The 18,513-nt window shown below is 56.8% G+C and carries 13 protein-coding genes and 3 pseudogenes; 5 read left to right on the top strand and 11 right to left on the bottom strand.

The features are described 5' to 3' along the window. Positions 1–420 precede the first annotated feature (420 nt). On the top strand, positions 421–1,107 hold the full coding sequence (locus AKL29_RS00305) for a dethiobiotin synthase (RefSeq protein ID WP_050382210.1): 687 nt from the start codon (positions 421–423) through the stop codon (positions 1,105–1,107). A 341-nt stretch (positions 1,108–1,448) separates the two neighbouring features. On the opposite strand, the gene AKL29_RS00300 is transcribed toward AKL29_RS00305, so the two are convergent. The 3 genes from AKL29_RS00300 to AKL29_RS39995 all read right to left on the bottom strand — a co-directional run bounded on the left by AKL29_RS00300 (position 1,449) and on the right by AKL29_RS39995 (position 2,512). Beyond that, a complete protein-coding gene (locus tag AKL29_RS00300) occupies positions 1,449–1,958 on the bottom strand; it encodes a hypothetical protein (RefSeq protein WP_050382208.1) in 510 nt (169 codons plus the stop codon). 90 nt (positions 1,959–2,048) lie between these two features. Then, positions 2,049–2,255, bottom strand: coding sequence for a hypothetical protein (locus tag AKL29_RS40000; protein ID WP_082190421.1), 207 nt, complete (start codon positions 2,253–2,255; stop codon positions 2,049–2,051). A gap of 11 nt (positions 2,256–2,266) precedes the next feature. Further along, complete coding sequence (locus tag AKL29_RS39995; RefSeq protein ID WP_082190420.1) at positions 2,267–2,512, bottom strand: hypothetical protein; 246 nt, start codon at positions 2,510–2,512, stop codon at positions 2,267–2,269. A 566-nt stretch (positions 2,513–3,078) separates the two neighbouring features. Here AKL29_RS39995 and AKL29_RS00295 point away from each other — a divergent pair. Then, on the top strand, positions 3,079–3,900 hold the full coding sequence (locus AKL29_RS00295; RefSeq protein WP_050382206.1) for a hypothetical protein: 822 nt from the start codon (positions 3,079–3,081) through the stop codon (positions 3,898–3,900). A gap of 665 nt (positions 3,901–4,565) precedes the next feature. After that, a complete protein-coding gene (locus tag AKL29_RS00290) occupies positions 4,566–5,333 on the top strand; it encodes a hypothetical protein (protein WP_050382205.1) in 768 nt (255 codons plus the stop codon). An 89-nt stretch (positions 5,334–5,422) separates the two neighbouring features. Here the strand turns inward: AKL29_RS00290 and AKL29_RS00285 are convergent. Further along, positions 5,423–6,312, bottom strand: a pseudogene (locus AKL29_RS00285) (IS5 family transposase); the annotation flags it as partial. A 564-nt stretch (positions 6,313–6,876) separates the two neighbouring features. On the opposite strand from AKL29_RS00285, the gene ltrA reads away from it, so the two are divergent. After that, positions 6,877–8,130: a group II intron reverse transcriptase/maturase gene (gene ltrA, locus AKL29_RS00280; protein WP_050382203.1), complete on the top strand. Its 1,254-nt coding sequence runs from the start codon at positions 6,877–6,879 to the stop codon at positions 8,128–8,130. 75 nt (positions 8,131–8,205) lie between these two features. Here the strand turns inward: ltrA and AKL29_RS43165 are convergent. Continuing rightward, a pseudogene (locus AKL29_RS43165) lies at positions 8,206–8,388 on the bottom strand (IS5/IS1182 family transposase); the annotation flags it as partial. A gap of 72 nt (positions 8,389–8,460) precedes the next feature. Between AKL29_RS43165 and AKL29_RS00275 the strand changes: the two are divergent. Continuing rightward, positions 8,461–9,627, top strand: a complete 1,167-nt coding sequence (locus tag AKL29_RS00275) for an IS110 family RNA-guided transposase (RefSeq protein ID WP_050382245.1) — start codon at positions 8,461–8,463, stop codon at positions 9,625–9,627. A gap of 463 nt (positions 9,628–10,090) precedes the next feature. Here the strand turns inward: AKL29_RS00275 and AKL29_RS41500 are convergent. The 6 genes and pseudogenes from AKL29_RS41500 to AKL29_RS00245 all read right to left on the bottom strand — a co-directional run. Next, a pseudogene (locus AKL29_RS41500) lies at positions 10,091–10,348 on the bottom strand (transposase); the annotation flags it as partial. A gap of 335 nt (positions 10,349–10,683) precedes the next feature. Next, the gene (locus AKL29_RS00265) at positions 10,684–12,768 is read right to left on the bottom strand and encodes a DEAD/DEAH box helicase (protein ID WP_050382201.1); all 2,085 of its coding nucleotides are present in this window, start codon (positions 12,766–12,768) and stop codon (positions 10,684–10,686) included. After that, the gene (locus tag AKL29_RS00260; protein WP_050382199.1) at positions 12,765–13,616 is read right to left on the bottom strand and encodes a HamA C-terminal domain-containing protein; all 852 of its coding nucleotides are present in this window, start codon (positions 13,614–13,616) and stop codon (positions 12,765–12,767) included. Before AKL29_RS00260 ends, AKL29_RS00265 begins: the two co-directional genes overlap by 4 nt. A gap of 685 nt (positions 13,617–14,301) precedes the next feature. Further along, positions 14,302–15,237, bottom strand: a complete 936-nt coding sequence (locus AKL29_RS00255) for a ComEC/Rec2 family competence protein (protein WP_050382198.1) — start codon at positions 15,235–15,237, stop codon at positions 14,302–14,304. Between the two features lie 16 nt (positions 15,238–15,253). Continuing rightward, entirely contained in the window at positions 15,254–16,681 is a 1,428-nt protein-coding gene (locus AKL29_RS00250; protein WP_244481647.1) for a ComEC/Rec2 family competence protein, read from the bottom strand. A 2-nt stretch (positions 16,682–16,683) separates the two neighbouring features. Further along, positions 16,684–18,435 carry a gluzincin family metallopeptidase gene (locus AKL29_RS00245; protein WP_244481646.1) on the bottom strand — a complete coding sequence of 584 codons (1,752 nt, stop codon included), beginning with the start codon at positions 18,433–18,435 and terminating at the stop codon, positions 16,684–16,686. Positions 18,436–18,513: the final 78 nt, after the last annotated feature.

Raw genomic sequence — 18,513 nt, 5'->3', positions numbered from 1 at the left:
AGATCATGTGAAATCGCCCGGTAATCGCACAGCTGTCGCTCGAAGCGGACAGTTCTGCGTCTATTAGGATACACCCAGCGGCCTGTGAACGTCTCCGTCCGATTCGGACAATATTTCCACGCCGATAACAATCTTAACCTGCCACAAGGCATCGAGCGCAACTCTAGGAGGGGGACCATCGTGCCGGCCGCCGTCTAGTTCGATGTAACAGTCCGCATTCGAAGCTTTTTGAGACGGGTCGGCGGACGCCAATCACGACGGGCATCTCGCGTATATCGCACCGCTGTTTCGACGTTGAGGGGTAGGCGATGCACGCAGCAGCGTCGACGAGCAGCCGTTGGTAAATCCGGAAATTGAGGGCACGGCCGTCAACGACTGGCGAAAAGTAAGCGTTCTTTGCGCCGGCGCCCGCTGCATATCATGGAGAATGAGGTGGGCACAACGCTTGACAAAAGATCAAGATCGGCGAGCCAGCAGCGGATCGTGGTCACGGCTACAGGCGCCGGCGTCGGAAAGACCGTGTTCTGCGCAGGGCTCGTCAATCTCCTTGGCGCCAGGTTCTGGAAGCCGATTCAGGCCGGCCTCGAAGGAGAGACGGACACCGAGTGCGTTGCTCGGCTTGCCAGTCTTCCGCCGGATCGCATTGTGCCTGAGAGGTACCGACTGCAAACGACCGCTTGCCCACACTGTTCCGCGGAAATCGACGAGGCTCGCATTAAGCCGGAATTGCTGGACGTGCCGGACACCGGAGGAAAGCCGCTCGTGATCGAGGGGACCGGGGGGCTCATGGAGCCGCTGAATTGTGGTTCGCTTTACGTTGACCTCTTGGAGAGGTGGCGAATCCCTGTAGTGCTGTGCACCAGTACAACTGCGAGTACAATTAATTGTTCATTGCTCTCCATAGAGGCGCTCCGAAGGCGCCAGATCGACATTCTTGGAGTCGCCTTGATAGGCGAAAAGAGCCCGGATGCCGTGAGAGCGATTTGCGAGATTGGACGGGTGCGGTGGTTGGGGCGACTGCCATGGATTGCGCCTCTGTCGGCAGATAGCCTGGAAGCTGCATTCAAGGCCTCCTTCTTGCGTGACGATTTCACGTTACCGCGCTAACGAGGAAGTCGTTAATCTGGCGCGCAACGTGCCGCCTACAAAATGACGAGAGCCTGGAAGCCAGTAGTGCTTATCTTCTAGCGAGAAGCGTTGCCCGCCGGTCGACCTGAAGACCATCGCTGGCGGGCATATTGCGTCAAAGGGCCAGACCTCTGTGCTTCTCCTCCCTTGCTATTTCGGCTTTGATGGCCTGGCAGGGGCTTCGGGGCGACTGCCTCGTGTCGGTTGCACAGGTGGCATCGGTGCCTTCGCTGGCTTGGTTGGCAAGACGGCTCCCTTGTGGTCGCCAATAACCCTATGTCCTCCTTGGGGAACATTGATCTTCTTGTCGCTCATTGTCTCTAGGCCTCCTTACCTTGACTTAGGTAGATCGAAAAATAGTCCTGGACCTCTTCATCGGCTCGCTTTTCGAACCTCTTATTGTTCGGCAAGCCGGCGGCCGGAAAGGCCTTCTGCACGGCCGCGAGCTTGCGCTGCTTCAAGTCGAACCGTAGCTCGTGGATATCCTCGTCATATAAGCTGCCCGAACTCACCCGAAACCAGCTGTTCTCAGCTGCGAGACTGATTGAATTCAGATCCTGGGAGAGGCCTGTCAGCGCTCGCAAACGGTTCTTGTAGGGCAGATACTCCTTGACCACCTGCAAGACCTGGGAGGCAGCAACGATGGTGGCCCAGAGAAACGAATACTCCTTGAAAATGATCCAACTTCCAATGGATGAGCTTGCCGCAATCGCAAGTGCTCCCTTGATACATCGGTCGATCGTTTCAGTGCGAGCGAGGCAAAGATCAACATAGCGAGCATCGCGCTTGAGAGTTATCATTTCTTGCCAATAGAGGCGCTGCATCTCCATGTCTCGGCTATCCCCAACTCAACGTCGCCCTTCCTCACCTCGATCTCTTTTCGACCAGGGTGGTGGACAACGTTGGTACTTGGGGTGACCTCAATCCTTGCGGCGGTTGTATGGGCTTTGATTTGTCGGACTGAGCGATACGCCCTCGGACGATGCTTTATTTTGAACTGCGTCGGCGGTTCGCCCAAGTTTCAGCCCAATGACGCGAGTTGGGGTATTCTTCTTTGCGAGTTGCTTGAGTTGCGTCACATCCTGAGAGGTCCAGGGCTTGCCCGTATTGCGCGTTGATTTTGCCATTGAAACGCCCCTCAGTACCGCGGCGTCCGGGTACCGAATGTCCCATTATTGGGATTGTAATTGCCGCGAGTGCCGTAGTTGTCGCGCTGGGTGCTATTCGGGTTCGTCGCGGTGTAGGGCTGCACATAAGTGCCGTTGCTGCGAGTGTAACCTGATATGCCGTGGCTGTTGGGATTTGAGCCGGTCCCCAGGTATTGAGCTTGCGAGGTGCCGGCCAACCCAACCATCAGCCCCACGCCGATAATCAATCGAATCATCTTACCCCCTTGGCAGCTTGTTTCATGATGTACAATCGCAGGTTTCGAGAACAATCAAAGCCCTACTTTTGAGGGGAGGAGGTAACTCGACGGGTCGGTGTATGGGCCGTGCACTGGCCAATCGGCGAAAGATCTCCAGATCGGGTCAGATGTTCGCTCAGCAGTGCTGGTGAAATCCTTCAATAATCGCGCTCGGCCGAAGAATTCGAGCATTAAAGCGACGCTCGGTGCGCTCTGTATGTCCCCTCAGAGAAAAGGCAGCAGCCCGCACGCCGTGATGGCGTTTCTGGCGCCAGGTACGTCGCGCCCGTCAACGAAATCCGCGAAAGACTGTCCGACCAAACCCGCCCCGAACATTTCGACATGCAGCATTGTACGAAACGTGCAGTGCTGTGGCGGAGACGCAGCAGCCGGTTCATGAAATCCAATAAGACAACGTTTGCTGGTTGCGCGCTCAGATAGAAAAGCATTCCTTAACAACCAGAATTTTTGGTCAGGATTGACCGGAGTGGTCCTCGGCCCTCCAGAAGCCTGCACACTGTAAATTTCAAGCTCGGGGGTTTGGCATGTTGAGGCCGGGCGTCAATTTGATTGCACTTTTCGCTGGTTGTGTGCTTGCCGGATGCGGGTTGCGCGTTCCAGAGATCCGCGATTTTCCTAACGGCGGGTCATACGCCTCCAACAATGCTTTGGTGCAGGCGATCGTTCGTAGCGTTCATTGCGAACTTGAGGATGCAGTCACCAACGTTCTCAACGCCAGAGCCGGTTCGTCTGATGCGCTCTTCTTGCGCAAGTGGGGGGCTCAGGTCGCCCTCACTATTCAACTTGAAGAGAAGTCGACCGCTAATCCGACAGCCGTTTGGCTCCCTCCGTCACCACCTTCGTCGATCTTCAGTTTGAGCGGTGCATTCAATGGATCGGCAGACGCAACTCGCGTGGATAAAGTAAATTTCTATTACAAGGTGAGCGAGCTCTATCTGGGACCAAACGGAAGATGTGAGCGTGACACCACGGCGCCGACGGACTCATTACTGATTCAGAGTGACTTGAAACTGGCAGAATGGCTGGACGCAATGGTCAACGGGGTCGCGACAGGGCAAATCACAAGCGTCGCGAAGCAAAATGTGCTTTCGCACCAAGTAACGTTCGAAATCGATACTAGCGGAAGCATTACTCCTGCATGGAAGCTCGTAAGAGCGACGTTCAATCAGAGCGGCAACTTGTTGTCGGCTTTGCGCAATCGCAAGCATGACCTCGTGGTGACCTTTGCGCCGCTCGACAAGACACAGAGCGGAAATTTTCTCATCCCAATCGGCGAAAGCACGCACATTGCTTCGCAGTTGACCAGCGGCATTACAACCGGCTTCAAAAGTGCCCTGGGTCAATAGAATGTCTAACGTAGATCTTTGATTGGAGGGTAATAATGGCCAAAAAAACGAGAAAGCAGCGCGCTGTCAAGACAGCAAGAATAACCAGCGCGGAATCCGTCTCCGACTCTCTGTCGGATGACCCAGCAACGAATGTTCTGGTTGACCGAGTTGCGCGTTGTAACAAACCGCCGCTCAAATGGCTCAAGCAATCTGATGGGTCGTGGCTGGAATGCTCACTCCGATCAGACTGCACCTACGGCAACTGCCACGAGGTAAGTGCCAATGAGGTGCCACCCGAAATCCGCAACGCTTGAGTCGCGCCGCGTGATCGGACTGCAACAGGCGTTCACAAACCGAGCGAGCTCATGGTCCGGACATATTCGCCCGCTAAGGCGCAGTTTGGCAAGCCGTTGATCGGTAGCATTAGCGAAGCGATCCTACCATTTTATTGCGGACAGACGCTGATCGTTTGGTCCTGGGATCAACTCTTCCTCGTAGTGTACTCGATGCCACTGATACTCCGAGACCGACCAATATCGCAGCACAGTCAACGGACGCGATAAGTCAAACGCCGATGCGGTTTGTCGGAGCCAACAACGACAAGCAATGACATGTGATTTCAGACGCGTCTTTTCGTTGTGCGGGCTTCTAGCTGACTTGATTTTTATTGGGGGAGCACACCAATGGCGAAAGTACTCTTTTGGGGAACCCTTTTGTTCGTCCTGGCAATCGGCGAGCTATCCTATTTCTATACTCGAGCTTTGGACCAGCTTCAGGCGGACAGCGAAAAAATCGCTCAGATACGGGCAGACTACGAAACGCGATTACAGGAGCTGCAGAAGAACCTAACGGTCGAGCAAACGAAAACTGTGGCCGTTCCGACGCAGACCGTGACAACCGAATGCAGGTCACCCAACATCAATTTCGGAGGCATCAAGCTTCCGCCCGTTTGCCCCCTTGTTGTCAAAACGACCACCCAGAACGTCCAACAGGTTGTGAAAGTGGAGGATCCAAAGGTACGGGCAGAACTAGATGAGACGCTCGCCCATTTGAAAGGTCTCTCGAACCAGAATCAGAATGCAAAATCCGTCCTAGACGAGTTTAGGCCTTGGTACGAGTTTGCGCAGCAATTGATGAAGTCTTTCATTAGCATCATCGTTCTTACTGTTAGCCTGATCATCATCCTCTCGAAGAGATACAATGCCGATCAAGAAAAATGGGCTTTTCGGCGCCCTCGGTACAATCATCGGTGTGTGGTTGAAGTAGTTCGTTGCGCCTGGCGTGGCGAAGATAGACAAATTGTGACCTTACCCAAAACTTCATCCAGTCCTGAGTTCGTCCTTGCTGTTCGATTGCCCGGTTGGACGATGAAGGCGACGGGCAAAGGGCCGGGTTCGCTGGCAAGCATCAGGCGGGCGCGGCACTATGTGTCGAGCGTCGGTGTGGTGTAAGAGACCGATCTGATTCAGAGCGAAAAAGCGTGATCGTAGCGTCACGGAAACTTCCTAGTCGTTCGTGAAGAACTGGCGCGGCGGCCGGCTCAAGCGATGTTTCGAGCCGGGACGGTCTCGAGGAAGGCTCGGATGATGGCACGCAAGAGCTCAGCGAACCATCGCAGCAGCAGGCCGAAGTTGTAGCCGGCTGCGGCGAGAACAGCGTTGATGCGGTCGCCGAGGCGTCCCTTGAGATAATTTCGGTCCATGCGGTGCTCGGCCTTGACGTGGCCGATGACGGGCTCGACAGCCGCGCGACGCTTCATCTGGCGACGGATGGAAGCCGTGACGCGGCGGACCTGACCCGAGATCCAGACCCTGAACCGATGCGGGTGATTGTGACCGCGATACCCTTTGTCGACGTGGATACGGCGAGCCTCCACGCCGGTGAGCTTCTCCATGTCGGCGATCACGGGGCCGAGCGTGTGCCCATCGAAGGGATTGCCGTGCAGGGCCTTGGCGTGAAGCACGAACTGGCCGCCCTTCGGAGACGTCACGGGAGTGGCGATACTGACCTTGCAGCCGAACTCGTAGGGCGCGCGGGCCTTACCCTTGCCGATGCACTCGACCTCCGGAGCATGTAACGCATAGACCTTCGGACCGCGCTGATGCTGATCCTGGCTGCGCACCTGCTGCGCTAAACCGAGCAACGGGCCGAAGCGAGCTTCCAGCACCGTATCGCCATCAATCTTGCGGCGGATGTCACGGATGATCCGGCCAAGCCGTGCCGCAGGAACTTGAGCTGCCGCCGGGCGCGTTTGAACTGGTGGGCGTGGGTATAGCGGCCGGTCATGATGGCGGCGCGCTTGGCCAGGCGCAGATAGCTCTGGCGCAGCGGCACACGGTTGCGCTTGGCGAGCCCGACCAGCTTGATGATTGCTCGATGCAGCAGCCGCGCGTCGGTCGGATGTGCAACTGCCTTGGGCTGCACTGTGGTATGTGCGCCATGACGGCGCGAAGAAGGAGGTTGAGTATGTAGACCATCTTCAGAGCAGCCTTGCTGCGCAAGAGATGAGGGCAGGCCCCTCGGACTCGGATTGCAGGATCAGAGTCCAAACCGCCACAAGCTGCTTTAGCTCAATGGCTGAGGTGGTGAGCGTTGCTGGAAAAGGCGGGCGATCAGCCCGTCAGGTGAGCTACGGGAAGACGAACGCAAGTAAACCGCTGATGACGCATCGAAAGTACAGTTCAAGTGTTGTCGAAAGCAGGGGCGATACTACCTCCTGCGATCAAGCGCGGCGAGAGCCTGTCTATTGGCCGGGCGGCAACCGGTGTAGAGGCGGCGTGATCCCGATGGCAGGCTCTTGCGTGGAACATGGGAACCTGCGTCACGATGCCAAGGGAGACCCCAAAGGCGGCGGACCCGCCGAGGGCAGAGTACCAAAGCGCGACGCAGGGGCGGACGGGTTCGTATTAGTGATGAGGCCCGGTAATACGGGCGGAGCGAAGGGACCCGATCTTCCAGCCAAAGTCACAGGCCAACCGGAAACGGGAGGAGCCGATGACTGAGGCAAAGTCGTATCAGATACCCAAACATCTCGTTTGGGAAGCTTGGAAACAGGTGAGAGCGAACCGCGGGGCGGCGGGTGTGGATGGGGTCTCCATCGAGATGTTCGAAAAGGACTTGAAGAGAAACCTCTACAAGGTCTGGAATCGGATGTCGTCGGGGACATACTTTCCGCCTCCTGTCCGTCTCGTGGAAATTCCCAAGGCGAATGGAGGGAAACGTCCGTTAGGAATTCCCTCTATAGCTGACCGCGTGGCTCAGACGGTTGCAAAGATGGTTATAGAGCCGACGATGGAACGTATATTCCATCCAGACTCCTACGGCTATCGGCCCGGCCGCTCGGCGCTTGACGCAGTAGGGACAGCGCGAAAACGTTGCTGGAAATTCGACTGGGTTATAGACCTTGATATCAAGTCGTTCTTCGACTCGATTCCTTGGCACCTGATCGAAAAGGCTGTCGCCCATCACACGGAACTGAGTTGGGTTCGTCTCTACGTAAAGCGGTGGCTGCAAGCTCCCGTGGAGAGAGAAGACGGATTCCTAGTGGAGAGAACACGCGGAACCCCTCAGGGTTCAGTGGTTTCTCCGCTGCTCGCAAATTTGGTTCTGCACTATGCATTCGATCGCTGGATGCAGCGGACCTTCCCTTGTTTGTGTTTCGAAAGATACGCTGACGATGCAATAGTCCATTGCAGAACTGAAAGCGAGGCTCGAACCGTGATGGAGGCGATCCGAAAACGTCTTGCGGAATGTGGTCTGGAGCTCCACCCGGAGAAAACCCGGATCGTCTACTGCAAGGATAACAAACGGAGAAAGGAATGCGAACACATCTCGTTCGACTTCCTTGGCTACACCTTCCAGCCGCGCAGCGCTCGCGATCGAAAGGGCGAGAAGTTCCTCAACTTCCTCCCGGCAATCAGCAACAAGGCTGCCAAAGGAATCCGACAAACCATTCGCTCATGGCGACTGAGTTCGACGCGAAACCACTGGAGTCTTAAAGAACTCGCCAAGCTGATTGATCCTGTCGTGCAAGGATGGCTGAACTATTACGGACGGTTTTACCGGACGGAATGTGTCAACGTCCTTCGTCACGTCAACGACGCGCTCGCCCGTTGGACGAGGCGGAAATACAAGCGGTTGAAAGGCCGGAAAGTCGCCTCAGTATATTGGTTGGGACGGCTTGCACAGCGCGATCCGAACCTACTCTATTTGTGGCGGGTCGGCATTCGACCTGCGGCTGGAAGATAGAAGCCGGATGAATCGAGAGGTTCACGTCCGGTTTCGTGAGAGCCTCGGGGTGCAAATCCCCGGGGCTACTCGACCGACGACCACCCGTTCCAGATCCTTGGGACCGATAGCGCCGGTCTTGTGCGCCACTGAAAGACTTTCCTGGATCAACGCGACGAGCTGTTCCTCGCCGAGCCGCTGCCGCCAGCGCGTCATCGACGATCGATCGAACGGCAGACGGTGGCAGAAGCTCAATTCGCCGCAGAAGTATTGGTAATAGATCCCATGGGTGGATGGCAGCCGGCATTTTTGCAGAATGCGGTTGCCCAAACAATCATCCTGAAGGTGACCATGCATACAGCCGCACAATCCTCACAACCGACCGTGATCCGCACCAATCTTGGTGCGATTTTCGTGTCACTGGAACTCAGTCGCTCAACCTGGTTGATCACATCGTTGTCGCCGGGGAGAAGTGAGAAGATGTCAAAGCATTCTGTCCTGGCCGGGGACGTGCCCGGACTGTTCGCGCTGTTTTCGAAGCTTGGCGAGAAAAGCCGTATCAAGACCGGGCACACCTATCCGATGATCACCATTCAGGAGGCCGGTCTTGACGGCTTCTGGATTCATCGGGTCCTTGAGAAGGAAGGAATCGAAAGCCACGTCGTGGACCCAGCTTCGATTGCGGCATCACGCCGAAGCAGGCGAGCTAAGACGGATCGGATTGATGGTGAGGCATTGCTGCGAACGCTGATGGCTTATAAACGGGGCGAGCCGCGCGTGTGCACCATGGCGCGCCCTCCGTCTCCAGAGGAAGAGGATCGGCGGCGGATCTGCCGCGAGCGGAAGGCGCTGATCGTTGAGCGCGTCGCTCATGTCAATCGCATCAAGGGCCTCTTGTTCGCGCAAGGGATTACGAACTACGGGTCGCTACGCCAGGATCGGCGAGAGCGGCTTGCTGAACTGCGAACCGGTGATGGGCGTGCACTACCTGCACATATGCAAGCCCAAATACGCCGGGAGTTGGATCGACTTGAACTTCTACTCGAACAGATCAAGGCGGTCGAGGCCGAACGCGACGCGCTCATCGCAGTACAAGCCGCCGCGGCAACACCTTCGCCAGTCACGATGCTGCTTCAGTTCAAGGGGATCGGCACCGAGTGTGCCGCCATCCTATGGTCAGAGGGACTGTTCCGACATTTTGACAACCGTCGCCAGGTTGCCGCTTATGCGGGGTTGGCGCCGACGCCCTGGCAGAGCGGGTCCATCGATCGAGAGCAAGGCGTCTCGAAAGCAGGCAATCCGAGATTGCGAGCGACGTTGATCCAGATGGCATGGCTGTGGCTGCGGCATCAACCCAAATCAGTGCTGACCCAATGGTTCAATGAACGCGTCCAGCGCAATCGGGGTCGGTTGAAGAAATCGACCATCGTGGCGCTGGCGCGCAAGTTGCTCGTTGCGCTTTGGAAGTACGCGACCTCCGGCGTCCTCATTGAGGGAGCAATCATGAAGAGCACCTAATCCGCTCAAGCCATCGCGAAAGCCACCTGGGTTCATCAACCCTGGTGGCCCAGGTCGACGAGCCGAAGAACCCCATGGCGAAATGCCGACTAATAGAATGGTCTCGTCATCCTGAGCCCCGCCCGCCGCAAGCGGGATATTGGTGCGGCCGTCATGAGCGGCGACCGAATGTGAGGTGGACCAGGCTCGGCAATCGAGCCGCGTCATGCAGTCGGGCTTTGGAACTTGGAAACCGATCGATTTGACTTTGCGCTTCGCGAGGAGAGAAGCAGCTTACACCCAACCATAAAAGCTGGATGGCGTGCTCGATCAAATCAAGGCCAAGCCGCTTCGCGGCGTCCCTTCGGGCCGGCCTTGACTTGATCTGCGCGCGCCATCCAAGAGCGCATGTGGTCGGGGCGAAAAGGTGGCTCCAGTCAAACAAAAAGGTGCATCTTGTCTTGACACCCAATTCCCCATGTGAGGGGTTCTCGATCCAGGGAGCGCACAGCACCTCATCTGACAGGTTGTGCATGTGCTTCAAAATGAACAGGCCGGCGACGAGCCGCGTCGGCAAGCCCGGCTGTCCCGACCCGGCTTGGCACACCGAACTGAAGCGCTCATTCAGGATGTTCCAGTCGATCAGCGCTGCCAACCGCACCAGCGGATGACCCATGTCGATGATCTGATCGAGCGCCGGAAGCAACAGGTCTTTCTGGCGATCATCCCGCGGCTTGCTCATCGCATTCCCCAATGTCGACGACGCCGTCAGGGAATCACGAATCGCCCAAAAGCAAAATCCCAAACGCAAGAAAGCGAGGTCCAACACCCCGCTTTCCTGCAAAATCGAATACTATATCAAGACCAATTCTGCTTATTTCTCAGGTCAATCCGCATTCTTCACGGACGACTTCCTACGCGGCCTATGATGCCAACAGAGGGCGCCAAGCTTTGAGGTGCTCCGGCATGAATCTCTTAGCGCTCGGCGCGGCGCCAATATCGGCGAGCGGCAAAAGGCTTCGTCAGGGCGCCGCCAAAGTCGCTCGCGGGGTTGTCCAATGGCCGAACCGGGCTGCTTCAAACGGCTAGGGCATCAAGCACCCACTGCTTCTCGAGCGGCGTAAGTCGGTCCCGGCTGCTCCGCGCCTCCTGGATCAATCGCCGACGCAAACTGTCGATCGTATCGTCGCGCACGAGAAAGCGCTCAGAAATCTGTACCGGTACTCCCTGTTCGTCGAGGTTCTTGAGGACTTCCATTCGAAACCAGCGAGGCATCTCGGCCACAAACAGGCCGTAATTGGTTTTCGGTTCAATGCGTTTGGCGAAGAGCTCAACCACCAAGAACAGTTGCGGCAGCCCGTACTCACAGGAGCGCAGAAAACGGAAAATGTTGTCCTGACCGCGCGGGGCGCCACGATATGAGCTGCTGTGCCAGCGAAAGAAGCCTCGCAGCGTCCCGTGAGTACGCAAGTTTGTCAAATAGACGGCGAGCTGTGCCGCACTGCGAACACCAAACTCGTTCGCGTTCCGAACGCCGCAAATGATTCGACATACGGCGTGAATGTCGTCGTATTTGGGTGAGCCGGTCCAGTGCACGCGGGCCCCTTGGCGCGACGCAATCTGGGTTTGCTGTTTGAGTGCCGCTGCATCTTCGAGTCCGACGGACGACGCGAGACGGAGCTCATCAGATGACAGTCCCATCGTGCGGGCGAGTTCTGCGACGCGGTCGCTTATGGCAGGGGAGCTGTCCTCGTCGGAGATGTGGACGACGAGTTCGTCAGGGGCCTGGTCAAGATCGCCGAAGAGCGGGGGCTCCACCTCGATGGCCTCCTGGTCCGGTGGGGCGTGGAAAAGATACACAGCGCCGACGTGATGCTGACCGAGCCTGCCGGCGCGGCCGCGAATGTTCGAGAAGGTAAAAAAGTCGTAGTCCTTTCGGGCGATTTGCTTGTCGTAAATCAGCACGGACTTCGCCGCTGTATTCACTCCCTCGATCAGCGTCGAGGTGCAGATCAGGATCGGTAACTCGCCGCGGTTGAACATTCGAACGAATTGAGAGGCCAATGAACGCGGTATACGTCCATGGTGCACGGCTACGCCGGCGGCAACAGCTTCGCTCAGCTCCCAGCCCTCGCCGAAATTGTCGTCGATCCACGCCGACATGTCGCCAAGCTTTGCGAAACTGCTCTCTTGCGTGAGCGTGGTCGCAAGCTGATTTGCGCGGTCGGGCGAGGAAATGAAGACAAGCGATGGCCAATTGCTTGAGCTCTTGAGCTCCGCTGTCAGGCGCTCTTCCTTGTTCTTGATCCGGGTCAGATCGAACGTATCAACCGCGACCGTTGAGAAGCGCGTATGGAGGAACTCGAACTTCCAGCGGTTATCTGCCGAGTAGCGAACCGTCTCGATGTTGGGGCCGAGAAAGAAGAACTGCTTGGAGCGTCGCAAGAGTTGATAGACCGCTGCGTTCAATGTCGAGCTGCGGTCGTCCTGGCGTGAGGGGTCGAGCTTGTAGAACTCGTCCACGACTGCCAGATCGATTGTGCCCAAATCCTTGCGGTTGATCAGCCGTTCCTGCGTGCCGAGGAAAATTACACTTCCATCGGCGGGAGCCTCTTGCGAGTGATACATGATCAGTGCGAACTTGCCGCCAAACCGTCGCTCTATTCTTCGGCGGAATTCGTCAAGCAGGGCGATTGTCGGGAGAACGATGGCGACCCGCCTATATCGGCCGGTGGCGAGAAGAGCGTCAATCAATAGGCTCTTTCCAAAGCTCGTCGGCGCACTCAAGACGAGGTTGTTACCGGATAGAAGCGTGTTTAATGCCGCTATCTGTTCTCTATGGAACGTGATTCCATCCAGTTCATCGGAAGTGACTGCGTCCGCAACTGCCGCATCGCGGTAGTCCGCGGCGTCCTTGTCGATGTAGTTCCATAGTCCCACGGCGCGGGCCAAGGTGCTGAAGATCTCGCGGTAGGAAGCCAGCTCAGGCCTTGTCTCCAGGAGGTTCGCAAGGCGAGGGACCACGGCGAGGACACCGGGATCGTCGACATCAAGTGTTTGAATGTCCCGAGCGGTTTCCTGAAGGATGGAAAATATACGCTCCTTGAGCGCAGAACCGTGAAGGCTCTCGATCTCGTGCCACTGCTGTTGGGTAACTGTCATTGCAGCCCCTTCAACTTGTCATCGAATGCGGTGACAAAGCCATCCTTGTCGGCTAGCGGCACGTACAGCAGAACCATGCGTATGCTTTTGGTCAGCCCGGACCTGGCAAGTCGCTCGCTAATCGCGTCGAATTCCTTTTCTAGAGCGGCCTTATAGGCGTCGGTGATTTGCGTTGCACCGGCGCATGCCTTGCTGTTGGAGAGAATGCCGATGACGAACACTCCGCACGAAATGAATTTGTCGAGGCTCGTTTGAGGCTCGAAGAGCTCCATCAACTCATCGTACCGCGGCGTGGTTTTTGGTATTTGAGGCCCGAGAAGAAGCTTTTGCTCCTTTAGAAATCCTTGCTCCAGATGTTCCGTCACCGACTTCAGAGCCTCGGTGATCGCGTCCATGGTGTCCAAATATAGCTTTGACTCGCCGAGCCAAAGTTCAACCCCGCCGGCTTGAGGAAAGCGGGCGTGTACCATGTCGAATGCCTTCACCACGTCATTCGAGGCGCTCTTGTAAAAAACGCGGTTCGAAATTGGCGTGGTATTAAAAAACTCACGGCAAATCGCGTGAAGTGCGATTTCGCCGGCTTCACCGCGCTTTGCGTACTTCTTGCTCGTGTAGACCCGAACAGCCGCCTTCTTCAGCTTCACATACATATTGGCATGCGTGATCGCGAGCTCATCTTCAGGAAGGGCATATTCGGGGAGCCATTCGATCAGATGCTCTGCGAACGGAATGCAGCGCCAGGCCTTCAGCTCGAAACCCGCACAACAGATGGCGTCGACGGGATTTGCGCTATCAAGAAAATAAAGCCTTTCAAGAAATCGCTTGGGTTTAAACTTATATGCAGTCAAACCGAGTCACCCCTGCCCAGCAATCAGATATGTTCAAAAAGGTTGTGCGGATCTAACGGTCGCGTGCTGGGCGCGCGCCCGCGACTTACGGTCTAGGGACGAGTGAGATGTACGATGTCATTGGGCAGGTTTGCTTCGTTTTTCTATATAGTTGCGCAGCTTTTCGGCGTTCTGCCAGATGGTTCGTGATCCAGGTTCTTTTTGCTAAACTTATTCGCTCAGCCCACTCAGCCTGCATGCGAATTATCTGCGCTGCCTGCTGCCGCTCCGCAACGGCGGGGTGGCGCTGAACGCGACCCGACGGTTTAGACTAGGCAGTCGCGAACCCTACTGCGTTGGCTCAATCGAGCAGCCACAATTGCACGGATACGAGCCGATGGCCGAGCCACTCCAGCGGAGATCGATTGTGCCGAGACCCTTCAAGCCTCGATCCTCAGTACGACGATCGTCCTGTACTGGCTTCGGAAAGCCGATCAGCCATCCGGCCTTCTGCAATTTTGCGATGGACGGTGCTAGCGGATGCTTGTAGCTGTTCTTGTTTCCAAAAGACATTGCAGCGCGGGCCGTCGATAGGTTTGGCTTTGCGGGCGCCTTGCCCGGAGCCCGTCCGCCATGATGAGATACGACCAATGACGTGATCGACCGCACTGAGCGCTTCAAGGACGGGATGTCGGAGTATCCGGCGTCACCGGGCAGCAAGATTGGATCGTCTTGGTGGTTCGGCCCATTGACCCATATGGCGATCCCGGAACGATTGAAGTTCCCTGTCGATCCCGTGCAACGCTCGAGCTCGATCGCTCCCCTTCTTCAGAATGCCCTTTCCATTCCAGATCAACAGGTTCCCATTTTGAGCAATGCTGCTCGCCATAGCGGATTGCGGGCCGGGTCCTATCCTCTGAAAAGGGGCGATCCAGGTTCTGTTGAGCGCTGTCGTAAACTTGTTGGCGGCATGAAAATGATCGTAGTGCCAATGAGTAAGCACCACCACGGGATCGTCCTTAAGACATATCCCGGTCATTGCAGCCGGCCATGTGCCGGTGTCCGCCAGAACGCCCGCTCCAAGATCAATATAAGCCAATACCTTCTTCGATTTCGTGACCAGCGCGTTGGCTGCGCCTTGTCCAACATCCAGAACGAAAACTCTCTCTACACTGTCGGCCGGCAGAGCTTCTCGGAGTTCATCGCCTGATTTTGCGTAGGGCGATAAATCGGTTACTCTCTTCAAGCTGCTTAGAACATGCGGTGTGATACCCCCTTGAGAGAAGCGCACACGCACGGCTGGCCCGTTTATGTTTCCGTATAGATTAGCTGGGCCATGTTCGTCTTCGAATATTTGAAGCTCTAACCACGTCGGAAGCCTGCCCGACCATTCCAGGGCCGCGAGATCCTCGCCTAGCCGTGAGTTGATCTCGATCGCGTAAACCAGGGCCCCCGTCGAAAGCGAAAGCCAAAGGCCAGTGGTCAGAGGTCCCAGTGATGAGGCGTTCTCACCGTCGAACCAGTCGGCGTCGACTGCATCAAACAGCGCATACTCTGATCGATTCCATTCGATCAGTCGTGCGTAGACTCTGCCGGGAACCTTAAAAGCACATTCAGGCAGGAAGAAGTGGTTCAGTCTCATGGGGCATGCCGGCTCGCTAGTTGAACTCATAATCAATAAATAATTCGCCCGTGGCCGGGACCTTGAACTGATCCGGGAGCTCGCCAGCCGTCTTCTCAGCCTTCGTCCCTTGCGTGGCCACTTGGTCGCTCCTTGCCAGTTGACCTTCCATTCGCCCGCGCAGAGCGTCCAGCAAGGGCTCTCGAGGAACCTGGTTGTATGCGTGGATCTGCGTGGAGCACATCCCAACGCAGCCGAGCCTCATAGCTGCTACCGCATCCTTTGGCGTCGCATTTGCACTGCCATGATGACCTACTTTGTAGAAGTCGATCTTCCCCAGGATCGACTGGGCATTTTTGGTCAGCTCGGTATGGCCCGGGGTTCCATACGCCCCGCCGTACAGAAAGTTTTCCCAGTTGCCCCACTGGGCATCACCGGCAAACAGTAAATGCCTTCCTCGAAAGCTGAACAGGACGACGAGGCTTTGGTTGTTCAAGGTGTTATCCGCCGCCTTGGCGCGAGCCGCTAAGACGTCGGGCTGCGCGCCATCGATCAAGTGGATTATCGTCTGATCGTCATAAATCCTGAAAGCGTCACTGGGATAGCCGTTCTTGTCGGTGCAAAATGCCTTGGGAAACGGTCGCACCACTTCGTCATCTGTCTCGATCTCGTCAGACAAATACTGCTGGTTCACCTTGGTCATTTGCGAGATGAGCTTGGGATCAATCGGCGGACCGAGGATCTGGGCGGATAGACCGGCATCAGTGAGACTCTTGGGCAAGATGGGCTGGTCGCCGGCCTTGTAGTAATCATAGTCCGCCTCGTTCTTGAAGCCCCTGTGAAGGACATCCAAGGCCTTTTGATTTTTTGACCCCCCGCCGGCGGCTGCCATCCCTCCGGTGATATTGTCGACCATATCCTTGAGCATCGACGAATCACTGCCGCCTCGCGCGGCGAATTTCGCCGAAAGATTATCGGCGATCGCAGTGAGGCTCGCCTGAAAGGCCATCGCTTTGTCGTTCTTTGGATCCTCGAACCAAGGCATCCAAACACGTTCGACCGTGAAGCCGCTGAAGATGTCGCTACAGCTCGCAAAGCCCGATATGTGGTCGGCATGTCGATGCGTCATGATGACGAGCGCGAGCTTAGAGCCGCAATCGTTAGCCATCTGCTGCACCGCATCCCGGATGCTCCCGAGGTCCTGCGCGTGAACGCCGCAGTCTATCAGAACATGCTCGCTCGCCCCGCCGGCCATCGGCACAGTCAAGAGAAAGAAATCGCCAAAACCAACTCGAAACATTCGTACCCGTAACCCTCGGGCGCTCTCGTTTGAAGAAGGATCGGTCGAAGGCGAGCTCGTGTCCGTCCCGCGCGGAGGCATCTTCGCGGCCTTGCCGGCCTTCCTGGCAGGTGCCTTTGCCGTCTTGTTCCGAACTTTGGGGGTGGATTTTTTCTTGGGTGCCATGATTAAGCTCCGGCGTGCAGTAAGCCGAAATCAAGCTGGAAGCGTGCGTCGTCTCCTGCTTCGCCGACCTCGCCACTTTCAATCTTGGAGCTGATCGCGCGGCCGCTCGAGGCATAGTATGTCCGCACGCGATCCTCGCGCTCAGCGCTGTGAAGCTTTGCAATCACAAACCGTATTCTCGGCGGCGGCCTCTTGTCCGCTTGCGGCGGGTCCTGAGAGATCAGCAGCGTCACGCCGTTCCGCATTGGAAAAGTACCCGAGCCAGCATCACCGAACGGCGTTCGCACGGTTTGGACCAATTCAGCCACCATATCCACAAACAGCCGACCGTCTTCGCCCATGTGAAACATGGGATGAAACGAAAGTGCCTGGATTTTGCCGAGATTCTTATCAAACCCGAGCAGGTCACCGTACTTCTGCGCATAGGCGCGCAGAACGTCCCCGTTATTGTCCTTCTCGGACTTGGTCAATCCGTTCGGATCGCCGAATTGAAGTCCGTCGACGGTCGGGAGTGCATCGCGCCGGACTTTCGGCCAGAACAGGGATTCTTCAGAGAATGAAGACGCTCCGTCTGCAATGACTCCGCGCAGGCGGAATGCCTGCATCAGCGCGTCGCGAACACCGTCCGGATCGTTTGGATGCAGATCGAGGTCCGCAGTCAGGACGGCGCGCAAAAAATCTCCAAAGGTGATGTCGACCGGCGGGCAGTAGTCAAGCGCTCGTGCACAAATGACGAAAAACTGCTCTGCCGTATGACTTGCCTCCGCTGCCAGGCGTTCGGCGAGCGGCGCGGGCAGATCGTCATGGTCGAGATTGCCGCCACCAGCGCGATGAATCCGAAAGAGATCCGCTGTTCTGCGGATATAGATGGTGAAGTACGCATCGAACACCGCAGCGACCAGGATCGACCCGCGATCGTGAGGTTCCGTCTTGACGTTAATGTCGTTTGAATTGGGCGGTGTGCCGAGCGCGCTGCGGAGCGCGCCGCGCAAACCGACTGCCTCTCCAAACTGGGTCGCGAGGGCGACGAGGGGATTGGCTTTTCCAATCTGCGCCTGAATGCCCGCTCCAGTCGATCCGGCCGAAATTGCTAGCTCTGGTTTGAGGTGCGAGTCGAACAATCGGCCGCCGGTTTTTTCCAAGGTGTCAAGCAGGAACTCCTTGTGTGAGAAGTGCGAGAACAACGCGGCAAGATCTGCGAATGCCTCGTGAAATGCCGGAACGTCGATATTGGTTGGTTCGGTAAAGAAGCTGCGTATACCGTCGACGATCGCATGCGTCGTCTCGTGCGCGATAATGTCATGCGACAGGCACGTGAAGACGGTCTGCCCGGGAAGATTGCTTCCCGGATTGCTGCGGCTGGCTCTGAAATACCCGAAGAGGATTCCGTGTGCATCGGGACTATAAAACGCGTTCGCCTGGCACATGGCGTGAGGAAATAGATTGAGGCAGCGAGACGCGCCGCGCGGAACTGGATCGGCGCTAGCCGAGCGCTTTGTGCCCCGCCAATGAATCCGACGTCCCAGCGCGAACTCGAACCGCTGCAGCGTTTCGCTCGCCACCGCATAGACCATCTGCTGGTGAAAGCGAGGATCTGCCTCGCTTGGTGCGAGGCCCCCGCGGATCAGGAGCCTCGGATCGTTTAGATCGACCGGCTGGTAAAATGTCTTGTTTGCCCCGTCGTAGTCGATCACCGCGAATCGTTCGCCGATCGGACCTGGTTGAACCGCTTCATAACGTACCGATGCGGTCATGTAGTTTCCAACAAGGCGACCTGCGCTCGGATCAAATGCGTAAACGCTTAGCGGACGTTCGCTCGGTGTTGGTATCTC

It is taken from the genome of Bradyrhizobium pachyrhizi (assembly GCF_001189245.1).
GTDB lineage: Bacteria > Pseudomonadota > Alphaproteobacteria > Rhizobiales > Xanthobacteraceae > Bradyrhizobium > Bradyrhizobium pachyrhizi.
Note: the sequence above shows the minus strand (reverse complement) of the source record. Positions and strands in the feature narration are given on the sequence as shown.